18 protein-coding genes are annotated in these 16,988 nt (G+C 61.9%); 5 read left to right on the top strand and 13 right to left on the bottom strand.

Annotated features, from left to right (window positions below; all coding sequences use genetic code 11):
* The first annotated feature begins 97 nt into the window (after nt 1–97).
* Both ASC80_RS01535 and ASC80_RS01530 read left to right on the top strand, forming a co-directional pair.
* Nucleotides 98–883 (top strand): ATP-binding cassette domain-containing protein, encoded by a 786-nt coding sequence (locus ASC80_RS01535; RefSeq protein ID WP_056292212.1) that lies wholly within the window; start codon nt 98–100, stop codon nt 881–883.
* Complete coding sequence (locus ASC80_RS01530) at nt 880–2,436, top strand: glycine betaine ABC transporter substrate-binding protein (RefSeq protein WP_056292209.1); 1,557 nt, start codon at nt 880–882, stop codon at nt 2,434–2,436. Before ASC80_RS01535 ends, ASC80_RS01530 begins: the two co-directional genes overlap by 4 nt.
* 57 nt (nt 2,437–2,493) lie before the next feature.
* On the opposite strand, the gene ilvC is transcribed toward ASC80_RS01530, so the two are convergent.
* The 6 genes from ilvC to miaA form a co-directional block, all read right to left on the bottom strand.
* The gene (gene ilvC / locus ASC80_RS01525; protein WP_056295430.1) at nt 2,494–3,513 is read right to left on the bottom strand and encodes a ketol-acid reductoisomerase; all 1,020 of its coding nucleotides are present in this window, start codon (nt 3,511–3,513) and stop codon (nt 2,494–2,496) included.
* Between the two features lie 151 nt (nt 3,514–3,664).
* Complete coding sequence (locus tag ASC80_RS01520) at nt 3,665–4,270, bottom strand: LysE family translocator (RefSeq protein ID WP_056292207.1); 606 nt, start codon at nt 4,268–4,270, stop codon at nt 3,665–3,667.
* An 11-nt stretch (nt 4,271–4,281) separates the two neighbouring features.
* Nucleotides 4,282–5,157 carry an EamA family transporter gene (locus ASC80_RS01515; protein WP_056292204.1) on the bottom strand — a complete coding sequence of 292 codons (876 nt, stop codon included), beginning with the start codon at nt 5,155–5,157 and terminating at the stop codon, nt 4,282–4,284.
* A 24-nt stretch (nt 5,158–5,181) separates the two neighbouring features.
* Nucleotides 5,182–5,724 (bottom strand): acetolactate synthase small subunit, encoded by a 543-nt coding sequence (gene ilvN, locus ASC80_RS01510; RefSeq protein ID WP_056295427.1) that lies wholly within the window; start codon nt 5,722–5,724, stop codon nt 5,182–5,184.
* Nucleotides 5,725–5,741: 17 nt separating this feature from the next.
* Nucleotides 5,742–7,520 (bottom strand): acetolactate synthase 3 large subunit, encoded by a 1,779-nt coding sequence (locus ASC80_RS01505; RefSeq protein WP_056292200.1) that lies wholly within the window; start codon nt 7,518–7,520, stop codon nt 5,742–5,744.
* A gap of 260 nt (nt 7,521–7,780) precedes the next feature.
* Nucleotides 7,781–8,758, bottom strand: coding sequence for a tRNA (adenosine(37)-N6)-dimethylallyltransferase MiaA (miaA, locus tag ASC80_RS01500; RefSeq protein ID WP_056295423.1), 978 nt, complete (start codon nt 8,756–8,758; stop codon nt 7,781–7,783).
* Nucleotides 8,759–8,769: 11 nt separating this feature from the next.
* Between miaA and serB the strand changes: the two genes are divergently transcribed.
* Together serB and arsC are read left to right on the top strand one after the other, a co-directional pair.
* The gene (gene serB, locus ASC80_RS01495; RefSeq protein WP_056292198.1) at nt 8,770–9,663 is read left to right on the top strand and encodes a phosphoserine phosphatase SerB; all 894 of its coding nucleotides are present in this window, start codon (nt 8,770–8,772) and stop codon (nt 9,661–9,663) included.
* A 30-nt stretch (nt 9,664–9,693) separates the two neighbouring features.
* Nucleotides 9,694–10,122: an arsenate reductase (glutaredoxin) gene (gene arsC, locus ASC80_RS01490; protein WP_056292197.1), complete on the top strand. Its 429-nt coding sequence runs from the start codon at nt 9,694–9,696 to the stop codon at nt 10,120–10,122.
* 54 nt (nt 10,123–10,176) lie between these two features.
* On the opposite strand, the gene ASC80_RS01485 is transcribed toward arsC, so the two are convergent.
* The 7 genes from ASC80_RS01485 to ASC80_RS01455 all read right to left on the bottom strand — a co-directional run bounded on the left by ASC80_RS01485 (nt 10,177) and on the right by ASC80_RS01455 (nt 16,764).
* On the bottom strand, nt 10,177–11,691 hold the full coding sequence (locus ASC80_RS01485; RefSeq protein ID WP_056292196.1) for a DegQ family serine endoprotease: 1,515 nt from the start codon (nt 11,689–11,691) through the stop codon (nt 10,177–10,179).
* A gap of 138 nt (nt 11,692–11,829) precedes the next feature.
* Nucleotides 11,830–12,036, bottom strand: coding sequence for a DUF2065 domain-containing protein (locus ASC80_RS01480; RefSeq protein WP_056292195.1), 207 nt, complete (start codon nt 12,034–12,036; stop codon nt 11,830–11,832).
* A 42-nt stretch (nt 12,037–12,078) separates the two neighbouring features.
* Nucleotides 12,079–12,990 (bottom strand): protease modulator HflC, encoded by a 912-nt coding sequence (gene hflC / locus ASC80_RS01475; protein ID WP_056292193.1) that lies wholly within the window; start codon nt 12,988–12,990, stop codon nt 12,079–12,081.
* Nucleotides 12,987–14,156, bottom strand: coding sequence for an FtsH protease activity modulator HflK (gene hflK, locus ASC80_RS01470; RefSeq protein WP_056292191.1), 1,170 nt, complete (start codon nt 14,154–14,156; stop codon nt 12,987–12,989). Before hflK ends, hflC begins: the two co-directional genes overlap by 4 nt.
* 144 nt (nt 14,157–14,300) lie before the next feature.
* Nucleotides 14,301–14,813: a dihydrofolate reductase gene (locus ASC80_RS01465; protein ID WP_200941163.1), complete on the bottom strand. Its 513-nt coding sequence runs from the start codon at nt 14,811–14,813 to the stop codon at nt 14,301–14,303.
* Nucleotides 14,814–14,833: 20 nt separating this feature from the next.
* Nucleotides 14,834–15,628 carry a thymidylate synthase gene (locus tag ASC80_RS01460; protein WP_056292184.1) on the bottom strand — a complete coding sequence of 265 codons (795 nt, stop codon included), beginning with the start codon at nt 15,626–15,628 and terminating at the stop codon, nt 14,834–14,836.
* Between the two features lie 149 nt (nt 15,629–15,777).
* Complete coding sequence (locus tag ASC80_RS01455) at nt 15,778–16,764, bottom strand: tripartite tricarboxylate transporter substrate-binding protein (RefSeq protein ID WP_056292183.1); 987 nt, start codon at nt 16,762–16,764, stop codon at nt 15,778–15,780.
* Between ASC80_RS01455 and ASC80_RS23460 the strand changes: the two genes are divergently transcribed.
* Nucleotides 16,763–16,978: a hypothetical protein gene (locus ASC80_RS23460; protein ID WP_156464213.1), complete on the top strand. Its 216-nt coding sequence runs from the start codon at nt 16,763–16,765 to the stop codon at nt 16,976–16,978. The two genes, ASC80_RS01455 and ASC80_RS23460, sit on opposite strands and share 2 nt — an antisense overlap.
* Nucleotides 16,979–16,988 lie beyond the last annotated feature (10 nt).

The following is a 16,988-nucleotide window of genomic DNA, read 5'->3' as shown; positions in this document are numbered from 1 at the left end:
CTCCAGTTACGCTGCGACGCTACACGGCAAGGGAAGTTTTCGCCAGCGTCGCTCCCGCTTGGTCAGCGCACACCGCCGTGATAATCCATCGGGGCATATGAATGAACGAACACCAGCCATCGCGTTCGAGCATGTGGTCAAAAGCTTCGGCGCCGGCCGCACGGTCGCCGTTGCCGACCTTTCGCTCGAGGTCGCGCAGGGCGAATTCCTCGCCATCGTCGGCGGCTCCGGTTCGGGCAAGACGACGCTGCTGCGGCTCGCCAACCGGCTGATCGACCCGGACAGCGGTACGATCAGGATTCAGGGCAACTACATCCACAACAGCGATGTCATCGCGTTGCGCCGAAGCATCGGCTACGTCTTTCAGAGCGGCGCGCTGTTTCCTCATATGACCGTTGCCTCCAATATCGGCATCACGCCGCGCCTGCTCGGAACGCCGCCGAATGACATTACTGCACGCGTCGATGAATTGATCGATCTGGTGCGCCTCGATCGCAATCACAAGAACCGGTTTCCGCACGAACTCTCCGGCGGACAACGCCAGCGCGTCGGCGTCGCACGCGCGCTTGCGGCGGCACCGCAGATCATGCTGATGGACGAGCCTTTCGGTGCGCTCGATCCCCTGACCCGCGACGCGCTCGGCGATGATTATCTCGGCCTGCACCGAAAGTTCGGACTCACCACCGTGATGATCACCCACGACATGGCGGAAGCCTTGCTGCTGGCGGATCGGGTCGCGGTGATGCGTTCCGGCCGGCTGCTCGCGCAAGGCACAGCGAAAGAGCTTGCTTCCGTCGATGATGCATATGTCGGCGAGTTACTGCGAACGCCGCGACGGCAGGCGCTGCGCCTGCAATCACTATTGGCAAAAGACACGCCATGACGCCGTGGTCCGATCCCCGCTGGAGCGAAGCGTTGGCGCGGCTGCCGGATTATCTCGGCAGCCATGTGCGCGTGAGCCTGACCGCGCTGGTGCTTGGCCTCGTCGTCAGTCTGCCGCTGGCGCTAACGACGCGGCATCGGCCGGTGATGCGAAGCGTCCTGCTCGGCTTCGCGAGCATCGTGCAGACCGTTCCCGGACTGGCACTGCTCGCACTGTTCTATCCGCTGTTGCTGGCGCTGGCCGGATTGACGCTGACGTGGTTCGGCTTCGAATTCTCCGCGTTCGGCTTCCTGCCGTCGGTGCTCGCGCTCGCGCTCTACAGCATGCTGCCCGTGCTTCGGAATACCATCACAGGCCTGCAAGGCATCGATCCCGCCATCGTGGAAGCCGCGAAGGGCGTCGGCATGACGCCGCACCAGTCACTGACCATGGTCGAACTGCCGCTGGCGCTACCGGTGATGATGGCCGGCATTCGCACTGCCGCAGTCTGGGTGATCGGCACCGCCACGCTCTCAACTCCGATCGGTCAGACCAGCCTCGGAAACTATATCTTCGCCGGCCTGCAGACACAGAACTGGGTCTTCGTCCTGTTCGGCTGCGCTGCCGCCGCACTGCTGGCGCTCGCCGTCGATCAGCTGCTGGCACTTATCGAAACCGGCATCGGCCGCCGCAGCCGGCTGCGTGTCGCGATCGGCGTGATCGGATTGGCCGCACTGATCGTCGCAACGCTTATACCGTCCATGACGCGGTCCCGGAGCAGTTACGTCATCGGCGCGAAGACCTTTGCCGAGCAGTATGTGCTGTCGTCGCTGATCGCGCAGCGGCTGCAGGCCGCGGGTCTCAGCGCAGCACCCCGCGAGGGCCTCGGCTCGAACGTCATCTTCGGAGCGCTCGCCTCCGGCGATATCGACGTTTACGTCGATTACTCGGGAACGCTATGGGTCAATCAGCTCAAGCAGTCAGATATCCCGCCCCGCAAGGAGTTGCTGGCCGATCTGACGAGAATCCTTGCCGACAAATATAACGTCACGCTGCTGGGCAATCTCGGATTCGAGAACGCCTATGCGCTGGCGATGCCGCGCAAGCGAGCGGACGAACTCGGAATTCATTCGATTGCCGATCTCGCCGGACATGCCGGCTCCTTCTCGATCGCCGGCGACTATGAATTCTTCTCAAGGCCTGAGTGGACGTCGGTGAAAAAGACCTACGGGCTGTCGTTCAAGGAACAGCGCCAGATGCAGTCGAACTTCATGTATGCGGCAGTCGCGTCCGGCGAAGTCGACATCATTGCCGGTTACACCAGCGATGGTCAGATCGCGAAATATGATCTGGTCACGCTCGACGATCCGAAGCAGGCCATTCCGCCTTATGATGCTGTCGTCCTGCTCTCGCCGGATCGCGCCGCCGATCAGCCATTGCGCGCCGCGCTGAAGCCACTCCTCGGCGCCATCGACATCACGACGATGCGCGAGGCCAACCTGCGCGCCAGCGGCAACGGCCAGTCGTCGTCGGACGTCGCTCGGTGGTTGTGGGAGAAGATCGGCAAGCGCTGAAAGCAAAACCGGCCGCCTTGCGGCGGCCGGTTTGTCACGATGCGATCTGACTGAGCCTTAGTTCTTGGTCTTGTCGACCAGCGCGCCCTTCTTGATCCAGGGCATCATGTCGCGAAGCTTTGCGCCGACGTCCTCGATCTGATGTTCGGCAAGCTTGGCGCGGGTCGCCTTGAATGAGGTCTGGTTGACCTTGTTCTCGAGCATCCAGTTGCGCGTAAACACGCCGTTCTGAATGTCGGCGAGAACACGCTTCATTTCCTTCTTGGTCTCGTCGGTCACGATGCGCGGGCCGGTGACGTACTCGCCGTATTCCGCGGTGTTCGAGATCGAGTAGTTCATGTTGGCGATACCGCCTTCATAGATCAGGTCGACGATCAGCTTCACTTCGTGCAGGCACTCGAAGTAGGCCATCTCCGGCGCGTAGCCAGCCTCAACCAGCGTTTCGAAACCGCCCTTGATCAGTTCGACCAGACCGCCGCAAAGAACAACCTGCTCGCCGAACAGGTCGGTCTCGCACTCTTCCTTGAAGCTGGTCTCGATGATCCCGGCGCGGCCACCGCCGATCGCCGAGGCGTAGGACAGACCGAGATCGTGAGCGTTGCCCGACGCGTCCTTGTTGATGGCAATCAGGCACGGCACGCCGCCGCCACGCTGATATTCGGAGCGCACGGTATGGCCGGGACCTTTCGGCGCGATCATCAGCACGTCGAGATCGGGGCGCGGATCGAGCAGATTGAAATGCACGTTGAGGCCGTGAGCGAACAGCAGCGCAGCGCCCTGCTTCATGTTGGCGTGCAGATGATCGCGGTAGATATCGCCCTGCAGTTCGTCGGGGGTCAGCATCATCATGACGTCGGCCCACTTGGCAGCTTCGGCGACTTCCATCACCTTGAAGCCGGCGGACTCCGCCTTCTTGGCCGATGCCGAACCCTTGCGCAGAGCGATCGCAACGTCCTTGACGCCGGAATCCTTCAGGTTCAGCGCATGGGCATGGCCCTGGCTACCGTAACCGATGATGCAGACCTTCTTGCCCTTGATCAGGTTCAGGTCGGCGTCGCGATCGTAATAAACACGCATCGTCTTTTCCTTTTTTGGCGGCCACTCGGCCAATTAACGCAAGCGTTCGGGGTGGATCGGGTCCTGGGACCCGGATGAATTGCCGCCGTTGTGTAGGGCGGCTGGTGCCGCGAGACAAGCCCGCGACGGCCATTTCTGCGGTGCAATGCGCTCAGGGCTCCATCAAAACCGGGTACAGCGACGCCAGCAGCAGCAGCGCCATGGTGACGTTGAAGATCCGCACCGCCCGGGGAGAACGGACCAGCGACTGGAGCGAACTGCCGAACAGCACCCAGGTCACCGACGAGGTCAGCCCGACCGCCAGAAGCAGCGCCGACAAGGTCAGAATGTTCCATGGGTAGCTGGCGATCGCGGCGTAAGCCGTAATGGTGCCGACCGCGATCACCCAGCCCTTGACGTTGACCCACTGGAACGCCGCGGCGCCCAGAAATGTCATCGGCCTGCCGCTCTCGCCGCCTGCCGAGTCAGCGGACCCGGACATTGCGATGATCACCGCCAGATAGATCAGATACGCCGTCCCGGCATATTTCAGGATCGTATGCAGAACCGGATAGGCGGCGAACACTGCGCCGAGGCCCAGCCCTATGACGCAGACCAGAAACGAAAAGCCGATGGTGACACCGGCGACATGCGGCAGCGAACGGCGGAAGCCGTAGTTCAGGCCCGAGGCCATCAACATCACGTTGTTCGGCCCCGGCGTGTAGAGCATCGCCGCGGCGAACACGATGAAGGCGATGAGCAGCTCATGCGACACCATGGCACGCCTCCTCAGGCGACCTTGGGCAGGCTACGGCGACGGCCGGCCAGCACCATGATCGCGATACCGAACACCACGGTCAGCATTCCGCCCAGCCGCAACCGGCCAAACGTCTCGCCGAACACAATAGCAGAGGCGCCGGCACCGATGAACGGCACCAGCAACGCAAAAGGAACGACCTGCGCGGCGGAGTAATCCCGCAACAGGCGGCCCCAGAGGCGGTAAGCAAAGCTCGTGGTGATCGCGCCGATCACAAACATGCTGGCGATGCCGACCAGCGACAAATTCCAGATCGCATGCCATGTCGCGTGCGGTCCCTCGGTGACGAGGGCCAGCGCCACGAGCGGCAGCGCCGACATCAGGCAAAGCCATGAAAACAGATCGAACATCGCAACGTTTCGCGCGCGCCGCAGCATCAGGTTGCCGATCGCGAAGCTGACCGGCGAAATCATCAGGATGGCGAATGTGCCGACAGTGAAATCGAAGCCGACGGTGCCGCAGATCATCAGCAGGCCGACGGTCGCAACACCAATGCCGACGACCTGCGCGCGGTTCGGAATGTCGCGAAATGCCAGCGCGGCGAAAGCGACGGTAAACAGCGCCTGGCTCTGCACGACCACGCTGGTCAGACCGACGGGAACACCATGCGCGATCCCGTAGGCCTGCGCCAGAAACTGAGCCAGAAAAAGAGTGACGCTGGTCAGGATGAGCGTCATCCACGGGACATCGGGCCGCCGCAGGAACAGGCACGGCACCGCGGCAATGGCGAAGCGCAATGCCGTCATCAGCGTGGGCGATAATTCGTCCAGCGCCAGGCGGCTGGCGACAAAGCCTAGCCCCCAGACGATCGCGACAACGATCGCGAGAGCGACGTCGACCGGCTTCATGTGGTGAACACGATCACAACGGACTCACATTACCTCGGGCCCGCGGCCGATCGCGGCGACGCCGGTCCGCGAAATCTCGACCAGGCCGAGCGGCACCATCAGCGCAATGAACTGATCGATCTTGGCGGTACCGCCGGTGATCTCGAACACGAAGCTTTCCGTAGTCGCGTCGATTACGCGGGCGCGGAAGGCTTCCGAGAGACGCAGCGCCTCGAGCCGCGAATCGTTGGTGCCCTTGACCTTGACCATCGCCAGCTCACGCTCGATGGAACGGCTGGAGAGTGTCATGTCGACCACCCGGTAAACCGGAATCATGCGGTCGAGCTGATGCTTGATCTGCTGGATCACCATCGGCGTTCCCGTCGTCACGATGGTGATGCGCGACATGTGCTTGGCGTGTTCGGTCTCCGACACCGTGAGACTGTCGATGTTGTAGCCGCGGCCGGAGAACAACCCGATCACACGCGCGAGCACACCGGGTTCGTTCTGCACGAGGACCGACAGCGTATGCGTCTCGTTCGGATCGTGACGCTCTTCCATGAAGTAGGCGGAGGCAGGCTGTTCCATTGTTTTCGTTTCCATGATCACACCAGCGCCTTGCCGCCGGCGAAGGCAGCAGCAGTCGTCTCGTCATTGGCTTCCGCAGGCAGAAGCATTTCATTGTGCGCCTTGCCCGACGGAATCATCGGGAAGCAGTTCTCGAGCGCGGCGACACGGCAATCGAACAGCACGGGCTTCTTGACCGTGATCATCTCCTTTATCGCGCCATCGAGATCGTTCGGCTTGATCACCTGAAGACCGACGCAACCGAACGCTTCCGCCAATTTGACGAAATCCGGCATCGCCTCGGTGTAGGAATGCGACAGCCGGTTGCCGTGAAGCAACTGCTGCCACTGGCGTACCATGCCCATGTACTGGTTGTTCAGAATGAAGATTTTGATCGGCAGATCATGCTGAACCGCCGAGGACATCTCCTGCATCGTCATCTGCACCGAGGCGTCGCCGGCGATATCGATCACGAGACTGTCGCGATGCGCCGCCTGCACGCCGAGCGCCGCCGGCAAGCCATAACCCATGGTGCCGAGACCGCCGGACGTCATCCAGCGATGCGGCTCCTCGAAACCGTAGAACTGCGCCGCCCACATCTGATGCTGGCCGACTTCGGTGGTGATGTAGGTGTCACGGCCCTTGGTCAGTTCGAACAGACGCTGGATCGCATACTGCGGCAGGATGACGTCGTTGTTCTTCTTGTAGGCCAGCGAATTGCGCGCGCGCCAGCGCCCGATCTCGAACCACCACGGATCGATCTTCGGTTTCTTCGCCTCAGCCTTGAACACTTGCAGGATGTCGCCGAGCACATTGGCGACGTCGCCGATGATCGGCACGTCGACGCGGATGTTCTTGTTGATCGACGAGGGGTCGATATCGATGTGGATTTTCTTGGAATTCGGCGAGAACGCATCGGTGCGACCGGTGATGCGATCGTCGAAGCGCGCGCCGACGCACAGCATGACGTCGCAATCGTGCATCGCCATGTTGGCTTCGTAGGTGCCGTGCATCCCCAGCATGCCGAGCCAGTTCTTGCCGGAGGCCGGATAGGCGCCAAGGCCCATCAACGTCGAGGTGATCGGGAAGCCGGTCACTTCGACCAGTTCACGCAACAGCTTCGACGCTTTGACGCCGGAATTGATGACGCCGCCGCCGGTGTAGATCACCGGCCGTTTCGCGGAGGCAAGCAGCGCCACAGCCTTGCGGATCTGCGCGGCATCACCCTTCACGCGCGGCGCGTAGGACACATGAACGTCCGACTTGCGCGGTGGATGATAGGTGCCCGTCGCGAACTGGACGTCCTTCGGCACGTCAACCACCACCGGACCGGGGCGGCCGGTGGTCGCGACGTAAAAAGCTTCATGCAGGACCTTCGGCAGATCCTCGATCCGGCGCACGAGCCAGTTGTGCTTGGTACAGGGACGCGTGATGCCGACGGTGTCGCATTCCTGGAATGCGTCGTTGCCGATCAAATGCGTCGGCACCTGGCCGGTGATGCAGACCAGCGGGATCGAATCCATGAGCGCGTCGGTCAGCGGCGTTACCATGTTGGTCGCGCCCGGTCCCGAGGTGACCAGCACGACTCCCGGCAGGCCGGTCGAACGCGCATAGCCTTCCGCGGCATGACCTGCGCCCTGCTCGTGACGGACGAGGATATGCTCGACATCGCTCTGCTGGAAAATCTCGTCGTAAATCGGAAGGACCGCGCCGCCCGGATAACCGAAGATGTGCTTGACCCCGTGATCCTTGAGCGCGCGGACGATCATCGCAGCGCCGGTCATCTGGTTGGGATCGTGGCTTTTGCTTTCACTCATGGTTCGCTCCGGGGCGCTGTTCGCGCAGGTAGGTCCGAGACTTGGACGACTTAAAAGACTTGGACGACTCAAAAGAGGTTTGGAAAATAAAAAAGGGCCCGAGAGGACCCTTCGCACACCGCCTTGTCGTGGGTGGCCGTCAGCCACCCCCAGCGGTGCGCCAGGGTACGACGATAATAAGAAGGCTGGTAATTTTATTTCGCATCATCGTCTCTGTATTTCCAAAGGTTGCGCGGTTTATAGCTTTCGCATAGCGGAAGTCAAGGGCGCATCCCGGCGCTGACACTAACGAGTTCCAGCGCGTTCGGCGAGAGCGAAAGTTCACGGGTGAGCCATGCGGAAGCCTGATCCGGTGCCACCCAGTCGAATTCTGGAAGCTGGTGCCGGAACCAGGTGAATTGCCGCTTGGCGTAATGGCGGGTATCGGCGCGCCCGATCTCCTCAGCCTGCTCCAGCGTGATCTCGTCGGCGAGATGCCGGATCAGCGCCGGCACGCCATGGGCTTTCATGGCAGGCAGCAGCGGATCGAGGTTCCGCGCCGCCAGTGCCGCGACCTCATCCAGCGCGCCGTTTCCCAGCATTGCCGTAAAGCGGCTATTGATCCGGGCGTAGAGTTCCGCGCGATCGGGCGCCAGAAACACTGCAATGCTCCCACCTTCCGGCAGCAAGGGCGGCAGCGCTTCCCGATGCCAATCGCTCAACGGACGGCCGGTCGCCTCGATCACCTCCAGCGCCCGCGCGATACGGGCCTGATCGCGCGGCTTGAGCCGCTCGCCTGCAACCGGATCGCGCACAGCCAATTCCGCGTGCAGCGCTTCGACACCGTCCCGTTCGAGTCGGGCGCGCACGTCGTCGCGCACCTGTGACGGGATCGGCGGCACCGCCGACAACCCGCGGGTCAACGCCTTGAAGTAGAGCCCCGATCCGCCGGTGAAAATCGGAAGCCGGTTTTCCGCGCGCACCTCAGCCAGGACGCGTTCGACATCCGCGACCCACATGCCTGCCGAGCAGTTCACCGCGGCATCGCAGGTGCCATAGAGCCGATGCGGAACACGCACTTCCTCATCGGCCGTCGGGCGTGCGGTAATGACATGCAGGTCGCGATAGACCTGCATGGAATCGGTATTGATCACGACCCCGCCAGTCGCTTCAGCCACAGCAAGCGCCAGCGCCGACTTGCCGCTGGCGGTCGGCCCTGCGATAAGCACCGCCTCGGTATTTTTCCCGGTCCGGTTCACGTCAAACACTCATGTCCCTTGTCGCCACGCTGATCTGCAATCCTGCCGAACCCGAGCTCGACAGCACGGCGATCGATGCCGCACGCTCGGCCCTTCTCTCGCCTGAACGCGGAGACTGGTTATTCGAGGGCACGGCCGCCGACATCCGATTTAGCAGTACCGAGGACCCTCGCACAATTTCCGGCCGCCTGCGCGAAGCCATGAACGGCATTCGCGTCGATATTGTCGTGCAGCCGCAAATCGATCGGCGCAAGCGCCTTCTGCTGGCCGACATGGATTCGACCATGATCGAACAGGAATGCATCGACGAACTCGCAGCCTTCGCGGGTCTGAAAGACCATGTCGCGGCGATTACCGAACGTGCGATGCGCGGCGAGATCGCCTTCGAGCCCGCTCTGCGCGAACGCGTCGCGCTGCTGAAGGGTCTTCCCATCTCGGTGGTCGATGAAGTGCTGGCGAAACACATCACCCTGACCCCCGGCGCCGTGCAGCTCGTCCGCACCATGCGCGCCCATGGCGCCTACACCTGTCTTGTCTCCGGCGGCTTCACTCTGTTCACCAGCCGCGTTGCCGAAATGATCGGTTTTCAGGAGAACCGCGCGAACACCTTGATCGCAGAAGACGGAAAGCTGACGGGCATGGTCACCGAGCCGATCCTCGGCCGCGAAGCCAAACTCGCAGCGCTAACCGAACTGCGCGAATCGTTCGACTTCGACAATCTCGATACGCTGGTGGTCGGTGACGGCGCCAACGACCTTGCCATGATCGAACAGGCCGGCCTTGGTGTCGCCTATCATGCCAAGCCTGCAGTCGCGGCGGCAGCCGGCGCGCGGATCGACCACGGCGACCTCACCGCATTGCTTTATGCGCAGGGGTACAAACGCAGCGAATTCGTGGACGCCTGAACTGCACAGGCCAACCGAAACGGAACCGCCATGACCGACGTCGTCATCTATCACAACCCTCGCTGCGGCACGTCCCGTAATACGCTCGAACTGATCCGCAATGCCGGTGTCGAGCCGCACATCATCGAGTATCTCAAGTCGCCGCCATCGCGCGATGTGCTGAAAGATACTCTCAGACGCGCCGGTCTCACGCCGCGCCAGGCCATACGCGCGAAGGAAAATCTTTATCGCGAGTTGAAGCTGGATGATCCGGCTGTGAGCGACGATCAGCTGCTCGACGCGATGATCGCGCATCCTGTCCTGATCGAGCGTCCGCTCGTCGTGACATCGAAAGGCGTCCGCCTGTGCCGCCCATCGGAACTTGTGATCGACCTGCTGCCGCCACAGCGCGGCCCCTTCGCCAAGGAAGACGGCGAGCGCGTGATCGACGAGCACGGCCAGCGCGTAGCAAACACATAAACGAACGGGGCGGCCTCAGCCGCCCCGCATAGCAATCAGTAGAGATCGAACGGCTCAGTTCACGCTGAGCGCCACGAACCGCAGTTCGCCGTTGCCGTTGGACACCAGAAGCAGGATCGACTTCTTGCCGTCCTTCTTGAGCTGATCGACACGCTTTTTGACATCCGCGGCGGTGCTGACGGATTCCTGCGCAACTTCGACGATCACATCGCCTGCACTGAGGCGCTTCTCGGCCGCGTCGGAACCGCTATCGACATTGACGACGATCACGCCCTTGACGCTGTCCTTGATCTTGTAACGGCTGCGCAGGTCCTTGCTGAGCGCCGCGAGATCGAGGCCCAGCGCCTTCTGCGTGACCGGCTTCGCCTTGTCTTCCGGCGTGGTGGTCTTGATCGACGCCTCAACCGCCTTCTCGCCATCGTCCAGCCGGCCGAGCGTGACTTGTCTGGTCTGCTCCTTGCCCTTGCGGATGATGAGGACATCGACCTGCTTGCCGACCGCCGTATCAGCAACGGCGCGCGGCAGGTCCTTCATCTCCTTGATGTCCTTGCCGTCGAACTTGATGATCACATCGCCGGCTTCGATGCCGGCTGGCTTCGCAGGTCCCTTGTCGTCGATCCCGGCGACCAGCGCACCGCGCGCGGGCTTGATGCTGAGACTTTCGGCAATTTCATCTGTCACCTGCTGGATGCGGACGCCGAGCCAGCCGCGCCGCACTTCCTTGAACTGCCGCAGCTGATCGACGACGCCCATCACGGTTTTCGACGGCACGGCGAAGCCGATGCCGATCGAGCCGCCGGACGGTGAAATGATCGCGGTGTTGACGCCAATAACCTCGCCGTCGAGGTTGAACAGGGGGCCGCCCGAGTTGCCGCGATTGATCGCGGCGTCGGTCTGAATGTAGTTGTCGTAGGGGCCGGAATTGATGTCCCGGTTGCGCGCCGAGACGATGCCCGCCGTCACCGTGCCGCCAAGACTGAACGGATTGCCGATGGCGATCACCCATTCACCCAGCCGCAGTCTGTCGGAATCGCCGAATTTCACCGCAGTCAGCTTCTTCTCCGGCGGCGTGAACTTCAGCACCGCGAGATCGCTCTTCTTGTCCCGACCGATCAGTTCGGCGCGGATCTTGGTGCCGTCGTTGAGAATGACATTGATCTCGTCGGCATCGGCGATGACGTGATTGTTCGTCACCACGGTTCCATCGGTGTCGATGATGAAGCCGGAGCCCAGCGAGTTGACCTTGCGCGGTGAGTTTCCACGATCACCCATGCCGCCACGCCGGTTCTTGAAGAACTCCTCGAAGAACTCGTTGAACGGCGAGTCCGGCGGCAATTGCGGAGTTGCGCCGCCGCCGTTGTTACCTTTCTGGTCGTCATTCTTGGCGTTCACAGTTTGCGAGGTCGAGATATTGACCACCGCATCGATGACCTTCTCGGCGACATCGGCGATGCCGTCCGGACCGCGCGCAAGGGCCGGTGCGGACACGAACAGACTCGCAATGCCGAGACTGACAGCCGCGGCGAAAGGCAGAACGCGGCGGCTCAAGGCCTGGGTCGCATCGGACATTGTCTAATCGTCTCCTGAAAACGGGAATAATCGGGTCGGCTCAGAGTGCGCCTGAATACCGCGCAAGTGCAAGCACCGCCAACGGTTCAGAAGGGCCCGGATTGCGGCGAAAAGCTGGCGCGACCCGTCACGACGACGTTAGCGGGCGTGGCGGAAGAACCAGATCAGGATCAGCCCGACCACCGCCGTCACAAGGCCGACGATGCGGAGCATGTTGTCCGGCATCTCCAGCGCGCTCTTCATCGCCTTGCGCACCCACTCGGGGGCCGCTGCGAACAACAACCCCTCGATGACAAAGAGCATCCCGATGCCAACGAGAAAGTCGATGAACGCCATGGATTTCATTCTAACCCGACTCCCGGCCGAATCGCACGCAACGGCGTCATCTTAGCGTTGCGGCGCCGCACCGGTAGCAGGGGCAGCAGGCGGCTGCCCCGAAGGATTGGCGAAGAACCGGAAGAATTCGGAATCCGGCCGCAGCAGGAAGCGGGTGTCGTCGCTCTTGAGGCTGGTTTCGTAAGCGCTCATCGCCCGGTAGAAGGCGAAGAACTGGGCATCCTTCGAATAGGCCTCGGCATAAATCCGGTTCCGCTCGCCGTCGCCCTCACCTCGCGTCCGATCCGCCTGCGAATTGGCTTCGGCGACGATCACGGTCGCCTCACGGTCCGCCTTGGAGCGGATTTCCTGGGCTTTCTGTCCGCCCTGGGCCCGGAACTCGGCAGCTTCGCGCTGACGTTCGGTCTGCATCCGCTGATACACGGCCTGGCTGTTCTGCTCCGGCAAATCGGCGCGGCGGATACGAACGTCCACCACCGAGATGCCGTAGGCATCCGCCTGCTTGTCGAGCTGATCACGAATACGGCCCATCAAGGCTTCGCGCTCGTCGCGCACCACCTGGATAAACGTCACTTCGCCAAGGACGCGGCGCAGCGCGGCGTTGAGCAGCGTCGTCAACTGGATGTTGGCGGCCTGGATCGACCCGATGCTTTGATAGAACCGCAGCGCGTTCTTGATGCGATAGCGTGCGAATGCGTCCACCACCAACCGCTTCTGGTCGGAAGCGATCACTTCCTGAGACGGATTTTCAAGATCGAGGATGCGCTTGTCGATGCTGATGACGGTGTCGATGAACGGCACCTTGAAATTCAGCCCCGGCTCGGTGACGACGCGGATCGGTTCACCCAGTCGGACCAGCAGCGCCTGCTCGGTCTGTCTGACCGTGAACAGAGAGCTGTAGCCAACGACAACCAGGACCACCAAAACGATCAGGGCAACAATGCCCGAAATTCCTGACTTCATCGCCGGCCTCCACCCTGCTGCGACGACGGCGACGAGGCGGCGGGCGCCGACCTGTGACCCAATTCATTCAAGGGCAGATAGGGCACGACGCCCGGCGACGATGAGGAGCCTTGATCGAGGACGAGCTTGTCCGCGCCGCCCAGGACGCGTTCCATGGTTTCCAGATAGATACGCTCGCGCGTCACGTCCGGAGCCTTTTTGTATTCCTCATAGACGCTGAGAAAGCGTGCGCTCTGACCCTTGGCTTCCGCCACCGCCTGCTCCTTGTAGCCTTCGGCCTGCTGCAGAATCTGCGCCGCACGGCCCTTGGCTTCGGGAATCACGCGATTGGCATAGGTCTGGGCTTCGTTCTGCACGCGCTCCTGGTCGGCACGCGCCGCCTGAACGTCGCGGAACGAGTCGATCACCTGCTGTGGCGGATCAACCTTCTGCAACTGCACCTGCTGGATGAGAATTCCCGAGCCGTAACCATCGAGCGTCTTTTGCATCAACTCGTGGACGGCGACTTCCGTCGTCGTGCGCGCGCCGGTCAAAATAGGCTGAATGTCGGAACGGCCGATCACCTCGCGCATCGCGCTTTCGGCCACCGCCTTCACGGTGCCTTCCGGATTCTGAATATTGAACAGGAATTCGCCAACGCCGTCGCGAACGCCATCTCCGGTGGGCTTGATCCGCCATAATACGGTGAAATCGACGTCGACGATGTTCTCGTCGCCGGTCAGCATCAGGCTTTCTTCCGGCACGTCGCGCATGATGCTGCCGCCGCGGCGGGCAGGATCGCTGCTCAGCGTCATGCCGATGCTGAGCGTGGAGACGCGCAGCGCCTTCGGCAGCAACACGGTCTCGATCGGATACGGCAGGTGATAGTTGAGGCCGGGCTGCACGGTGCGCACATGCTTGCCGAAACGCAGCACGACGCCGAGTTCTTCGGACTGAACGCGGAAGAAGCCGGAGAGCCCCCAGATCGCGAGCGCTGCAACCACAACCAGCGCGATGCCCATGCTGCTGAAATGACCGCCTGGCAGCAATTGCTGCAGCTTGTCCTGGCTGCGTCGCAGAATGTCCTCGAGATCCGGCGGATTCGGTCCTGACGATTGCGGACCGGAACCCCAAGGTCCTTTCGGTCCCGGACCCCACGGGCTTCCGCCTTGATTCTTCCACGGCATCAGCAGTCTCCTCCACGCGAACGTCGGTCCGCGAACTCTGCACGGCTTTATATGGGACTGTCCCGGTCGTTACAACGCAGGCGACCAGACTGAATGAGCTATGCCGGACAGCCAATTTGTCAATGCGAACATCGGCAAACGGGGTTAATGGCCGGTCTGGCGCCTATATGTCACATAGGAGAAATCGGCGGTGTCGCTGTCCGTGCGCGCATGCCGGACGCGCGCCGTTTCTTTCCATTCCCCACCGTTGATCAGGCAAAGGAACGTATCGCCATCGGGCGCTGCATGAACCTCGGTGATCTCAAGCCGGGTCGCGTTCGCCATCCACTGCGTGAAAATTTCGGCGCCGCCGATCACCACAATCTCAGTGGCGAAACGTCGCAGCGCGTCGCCAAGGGCGACATCCTGTGCAGCCTCGAGCGATGGCACCGTCACAACGCCAGGCGCGTGAAATCCGGGATCGCGGGTCACGACAATGTTGGTGCGCCCGGGCAGCGGGCGGCCGATCGAGATGAAGGTTTTCCGCCCCATCACCACCGGCTTGTTCAGCGTGAGTTTCTTGAACCGCTGCAGGTCGGATTTGAGATGCCACGGCATCTTGTTGTCGCGGCCGATCACACCGTTTTCTGCGACAGCAACGATGAGGACCACGTCCATCTGGGCATTGACCGTCGCGGTCACACCGCGACCTCGGCCTTGATGTGCGGATGAGGATCGTAGTTCTCGAGCGTGAAGTCCTCGTAGCGGAATGCGAAGATATCCTTCACCTCGGGATTGATCTTCATCGTCGGCAACGGCCGCGTCGGGCGCGTCAGCTGCAACCGCGCCTGATCGAGATGATTGGAATAAAGATGCGCGTCGCCCAGCGTATGGACGAAATCACCGGGCTTCAGTCCGGTTACCTGCGCCATCATCATCGTCAGCAGCGCATACGATGCGATGTTGAACGGCACGCCGAGGAAGACGTCGGCCGAACGCTGATAGAGCTGGCAAGACAGCCTGCCTTTGGCGACATAGAACTGAAATAGACAATGGCACGGCGGCAGCGCCATCTTGTCGACGTCCGCCGGATTCCACGCGCTCACGATCAGGCGGCGTGAATCCGGGTTATTGCGGATCATGTCGACGACGTTGGAGATCTGATCGATGCTTCGCCCGTCCGGCGCCGGCCACGAGCGCCACTGCGAACCGTAAACCGGACCGAGATCGCCGTTGGCATCTGCCCACTCGTCCCAGATGGTGACGCCGTTGGCCTGCAGGTAACGCACGTTGGTATCGCCGGCGAGGAACCACAGCAACTCATGCACGATCGCCTTGAGCGGCAGCTTTTTCGTCGTCAGCATCGGGAAGCCGGCCGACAAATTGAACCGCATCTGATGCCCGAACACCGACAGCGTCCCGGTCCCGGTGCGGTCGTGCTTCTCGGCGCCGTCACTCAGAATTCGTTCAAGCAGGTCGTGATACTGGTTCATCGGGTCAATTTCTCGCGGCCGGTTCGTCCACCCTATCTAGCTGCTGGGGTGGAGGCGGGTTAACCGCGACTCGCGCCTTTCCCCCGATTATACCCTGAAAAATGGTGGCCGCCGTAGCCGGCGACAAGTCGCCAGTCCCATCACCACCGTCATTTCGCCGCCGTCTGCAAAAGCGGCGTCCACCGCGCGATCTCACTTTTCACAAGTCCGGCCAGTGCCTTGGGACCACGTTCCGCAGGACCGGGGATCAGGCTTCCGAGCCTCAGCAGTTCCGCGCGGACGTCCCTGTCGTCCAAAGCAGACGATACCGCCTCGTTCAGTCTGGCGACGATCGGTGCTGGCGTATCTTTCGGGGCAAAAATCGCATTCCATGCCTGAATTTTGAGAGCCGGCAGACCCGCCTCACGGGTTGTCGGCACGTCCGGCAGCACCGGGCTGCGGGCGCGCGACGCGACGGCATAGGCCTTGACGTTTCCCGCTGCGATCGGCGGCACCGCATTGACGATCTGGTCGCACATATAGTCGACCTTTCCGCTCTCGAGCGCCTTCATCGCCGGACCGGTTCCGCTGAAAGGCACGCCGGTCGGGTTGATGCTCAGAAACGAATTCAGCAGCAAACATGTCACATGCGACACCGAGCCCACGCCGGCATGAGCCATATTGATCTGGTCGGTGTTCGCTCTCGCGTAATCGATGAATTCGGCCAGCGTCCTGGGCGGGAAATCCTTCCGCGCAAGGATCAGGATCGGCACCGTCGCAATCAGCGCCACCGGTTCGAAATCATGCTCGGGATGGTAGGCCAGGTTCGGATAAAGCGGCACGGCGGCGGCATGAGTCCCCATGTGCCCGACAATTACGGTGTAGCCGTCGTTCGGCGCCCGGGCCACACGGGCGGTTGCGGTCGTGCCGCCCGCGCCAACAGCGTTCTCAATAACGATCGGTTGGCCGAGCGTTCGGGACATCCTGCCGGCAACGGTGCGAGCGATGACGTCGGTCGGTCCTCCGGCCGCAAACGGCACGACCATTGTGATCGCGCGCGTCGGGTAATCCTGAGCCTGGACCGGCACGAAACATGCTGCCGACAAAACCACGCACCCTGCCGCCGATGCCGCGAGGACGCGCCGAAGGAAGCTCATGACAATCTCCGGTGATTTAGGAAAATTCGATCCACGCTGGCGCCGGCCTGACGTTAACAATCAGGATCGAGCGCGCCGCGATACAGAACTAAGGTTCAATTTTCTGATACAACAAAACAACATCGCGCTGACGGCCGATCGATGGCAAAACCGCCACAACGATCAGGATCAACGACACGGCGCCACCTCGAAATCGTGCTTCACCAGCCAGTAGCCAACCGGCC

Origin of the sequence: Afipia sp. Root123D2, assembly GCF_001425835.1 — a bacterium.
In the GTDB taxonomy this organism is placed as follows: Bacteria; Pseudomonadota; Alphaproteobacteria; order Rhizobiales; family Xanthobacteraceae; genus Afipia.
The sequence above is the reverse complement of the archived record's forward strand: the minus strand, read 5'-3'. Positions and strand labels throughout refer to the sequence as shown.

Bases quoted from the DNA above. Each gene is read 5' to 3' on its own strand.
- ASC80_RS01530 (WP_056292209.1), top strand. From the start codon at position 880: ATGACGCCGTGGTCCGATCCCCGCTGGAGCGAAGCGTTGGCGCGGCTG.
- ASC80_RS01455 (WP_056292183.1), bottom strand. From the start codon at position 16,764: ATGAGCTTCCTTCGGCGCGTCCTCGCGGCATCGGCGGCAGGGTGCGTG.
- ASC80_RS01460 (WP_056292184.1), bottom strand. From the start codon at position 15,628: ATGAACCAGTATCACGACCTGCTTGAACGAATTCTGAGTGACGGCGCC.
- serB (WP_056292198.1), top strand. From the start codon at position 8,770: ATGTCCCTTGTCGCCACGCTGATCTGCAATCCTGCCGAACCCGAGCTC.
- ilvC (WP_056295430.1), bottom strand. From the start codon at position 3,513: ATGCGTGTTTATTACGATCGCGACGCCGACCTGAACCTGATCAAGGGC.
- ilvN (WP_056295427.1), bottom strand. From the start codon at position 5,724: ATGGAACAGCCTGCCTCCGCCTACTTCATGGAAGAGCGTCACGATCCG.
- ASC80_RS01485 (WP_056292196.1), bottom strand. From the start codon at position 11,691: ATGTCCGATGCGACCCAGGCCTTGAGCCGCCGCGTTCTGCCTTTCGCC.
- hflC (WP_056292193.1), bottom strand. From the start codon at position 12,990: ATGAAGTCAGGAATTTCGGGCATTGTTGCCCTGATCGTTTTGGTGGTC.
- ASC80_RS01505 (WP_056292200.1), bottom strand. From the start codon at position 7,520: ATGAGTGAAAGCAAAAGCCACGATCCCAACCAGATGACCGGCGCTGCG.
- ASC80_RS01520 (WP_056292207.1), bottom strand. From the start codon at position 4,270: ATGGTGTCGCATGAGCTGCTCATCGCCTTCATCGTGTTCGCCGCGGCG.
- ASC80_RS01515 (WP_056292204.1), bottom strand. From the start codon at position 5,157: ATGAAGCCGGTCGACGTCGCTCTCGCGATCGTTGTCGCGATCGTCTGG.
- arsC (WP_056292197.1), top strand. From the start codon at position 9,694: ATGACCGACGTCGTCATCTATCACAACCCTCGCTGCGGCACGTCCCGT.
- ASC80_RS01465 (WP_200941163.1), bottom strand. From the start codon at position 14,813: ATGGACGTGGTCCTCATCGTTGCTGTCGCAGAAAACGGTGTGATCGGC.
- hflK (WP_056292191.1), bottom strand. From the start codon at position 14,156: ATGCCGTGGAAGAATCAAGGCGGAAGCCCGTGGGGTCCGGGACCGAAA.
- ASC80_RS23460 (WP_156464213.1), top strand. From the start codon at position 16,763: ATGACAATCTCCGGTGATTTAGGAAAATTCGATCCACGCTGGCGCCGG.
- ASC80_RS01535 (WP_056292212.1), top strand. From the start codon at position 98: ATGAATGAACGAACACCAGCCATCGCGTTCGAGCATGTGGTCAAAAGC.
- ASC80_RS01480 (WP_056292195.1), bottom strand. From the start codon at position 12,036: ATGAAATCCATGGCGTTCATCGACTTTCTCGTTGGCATCGGGATGCTC.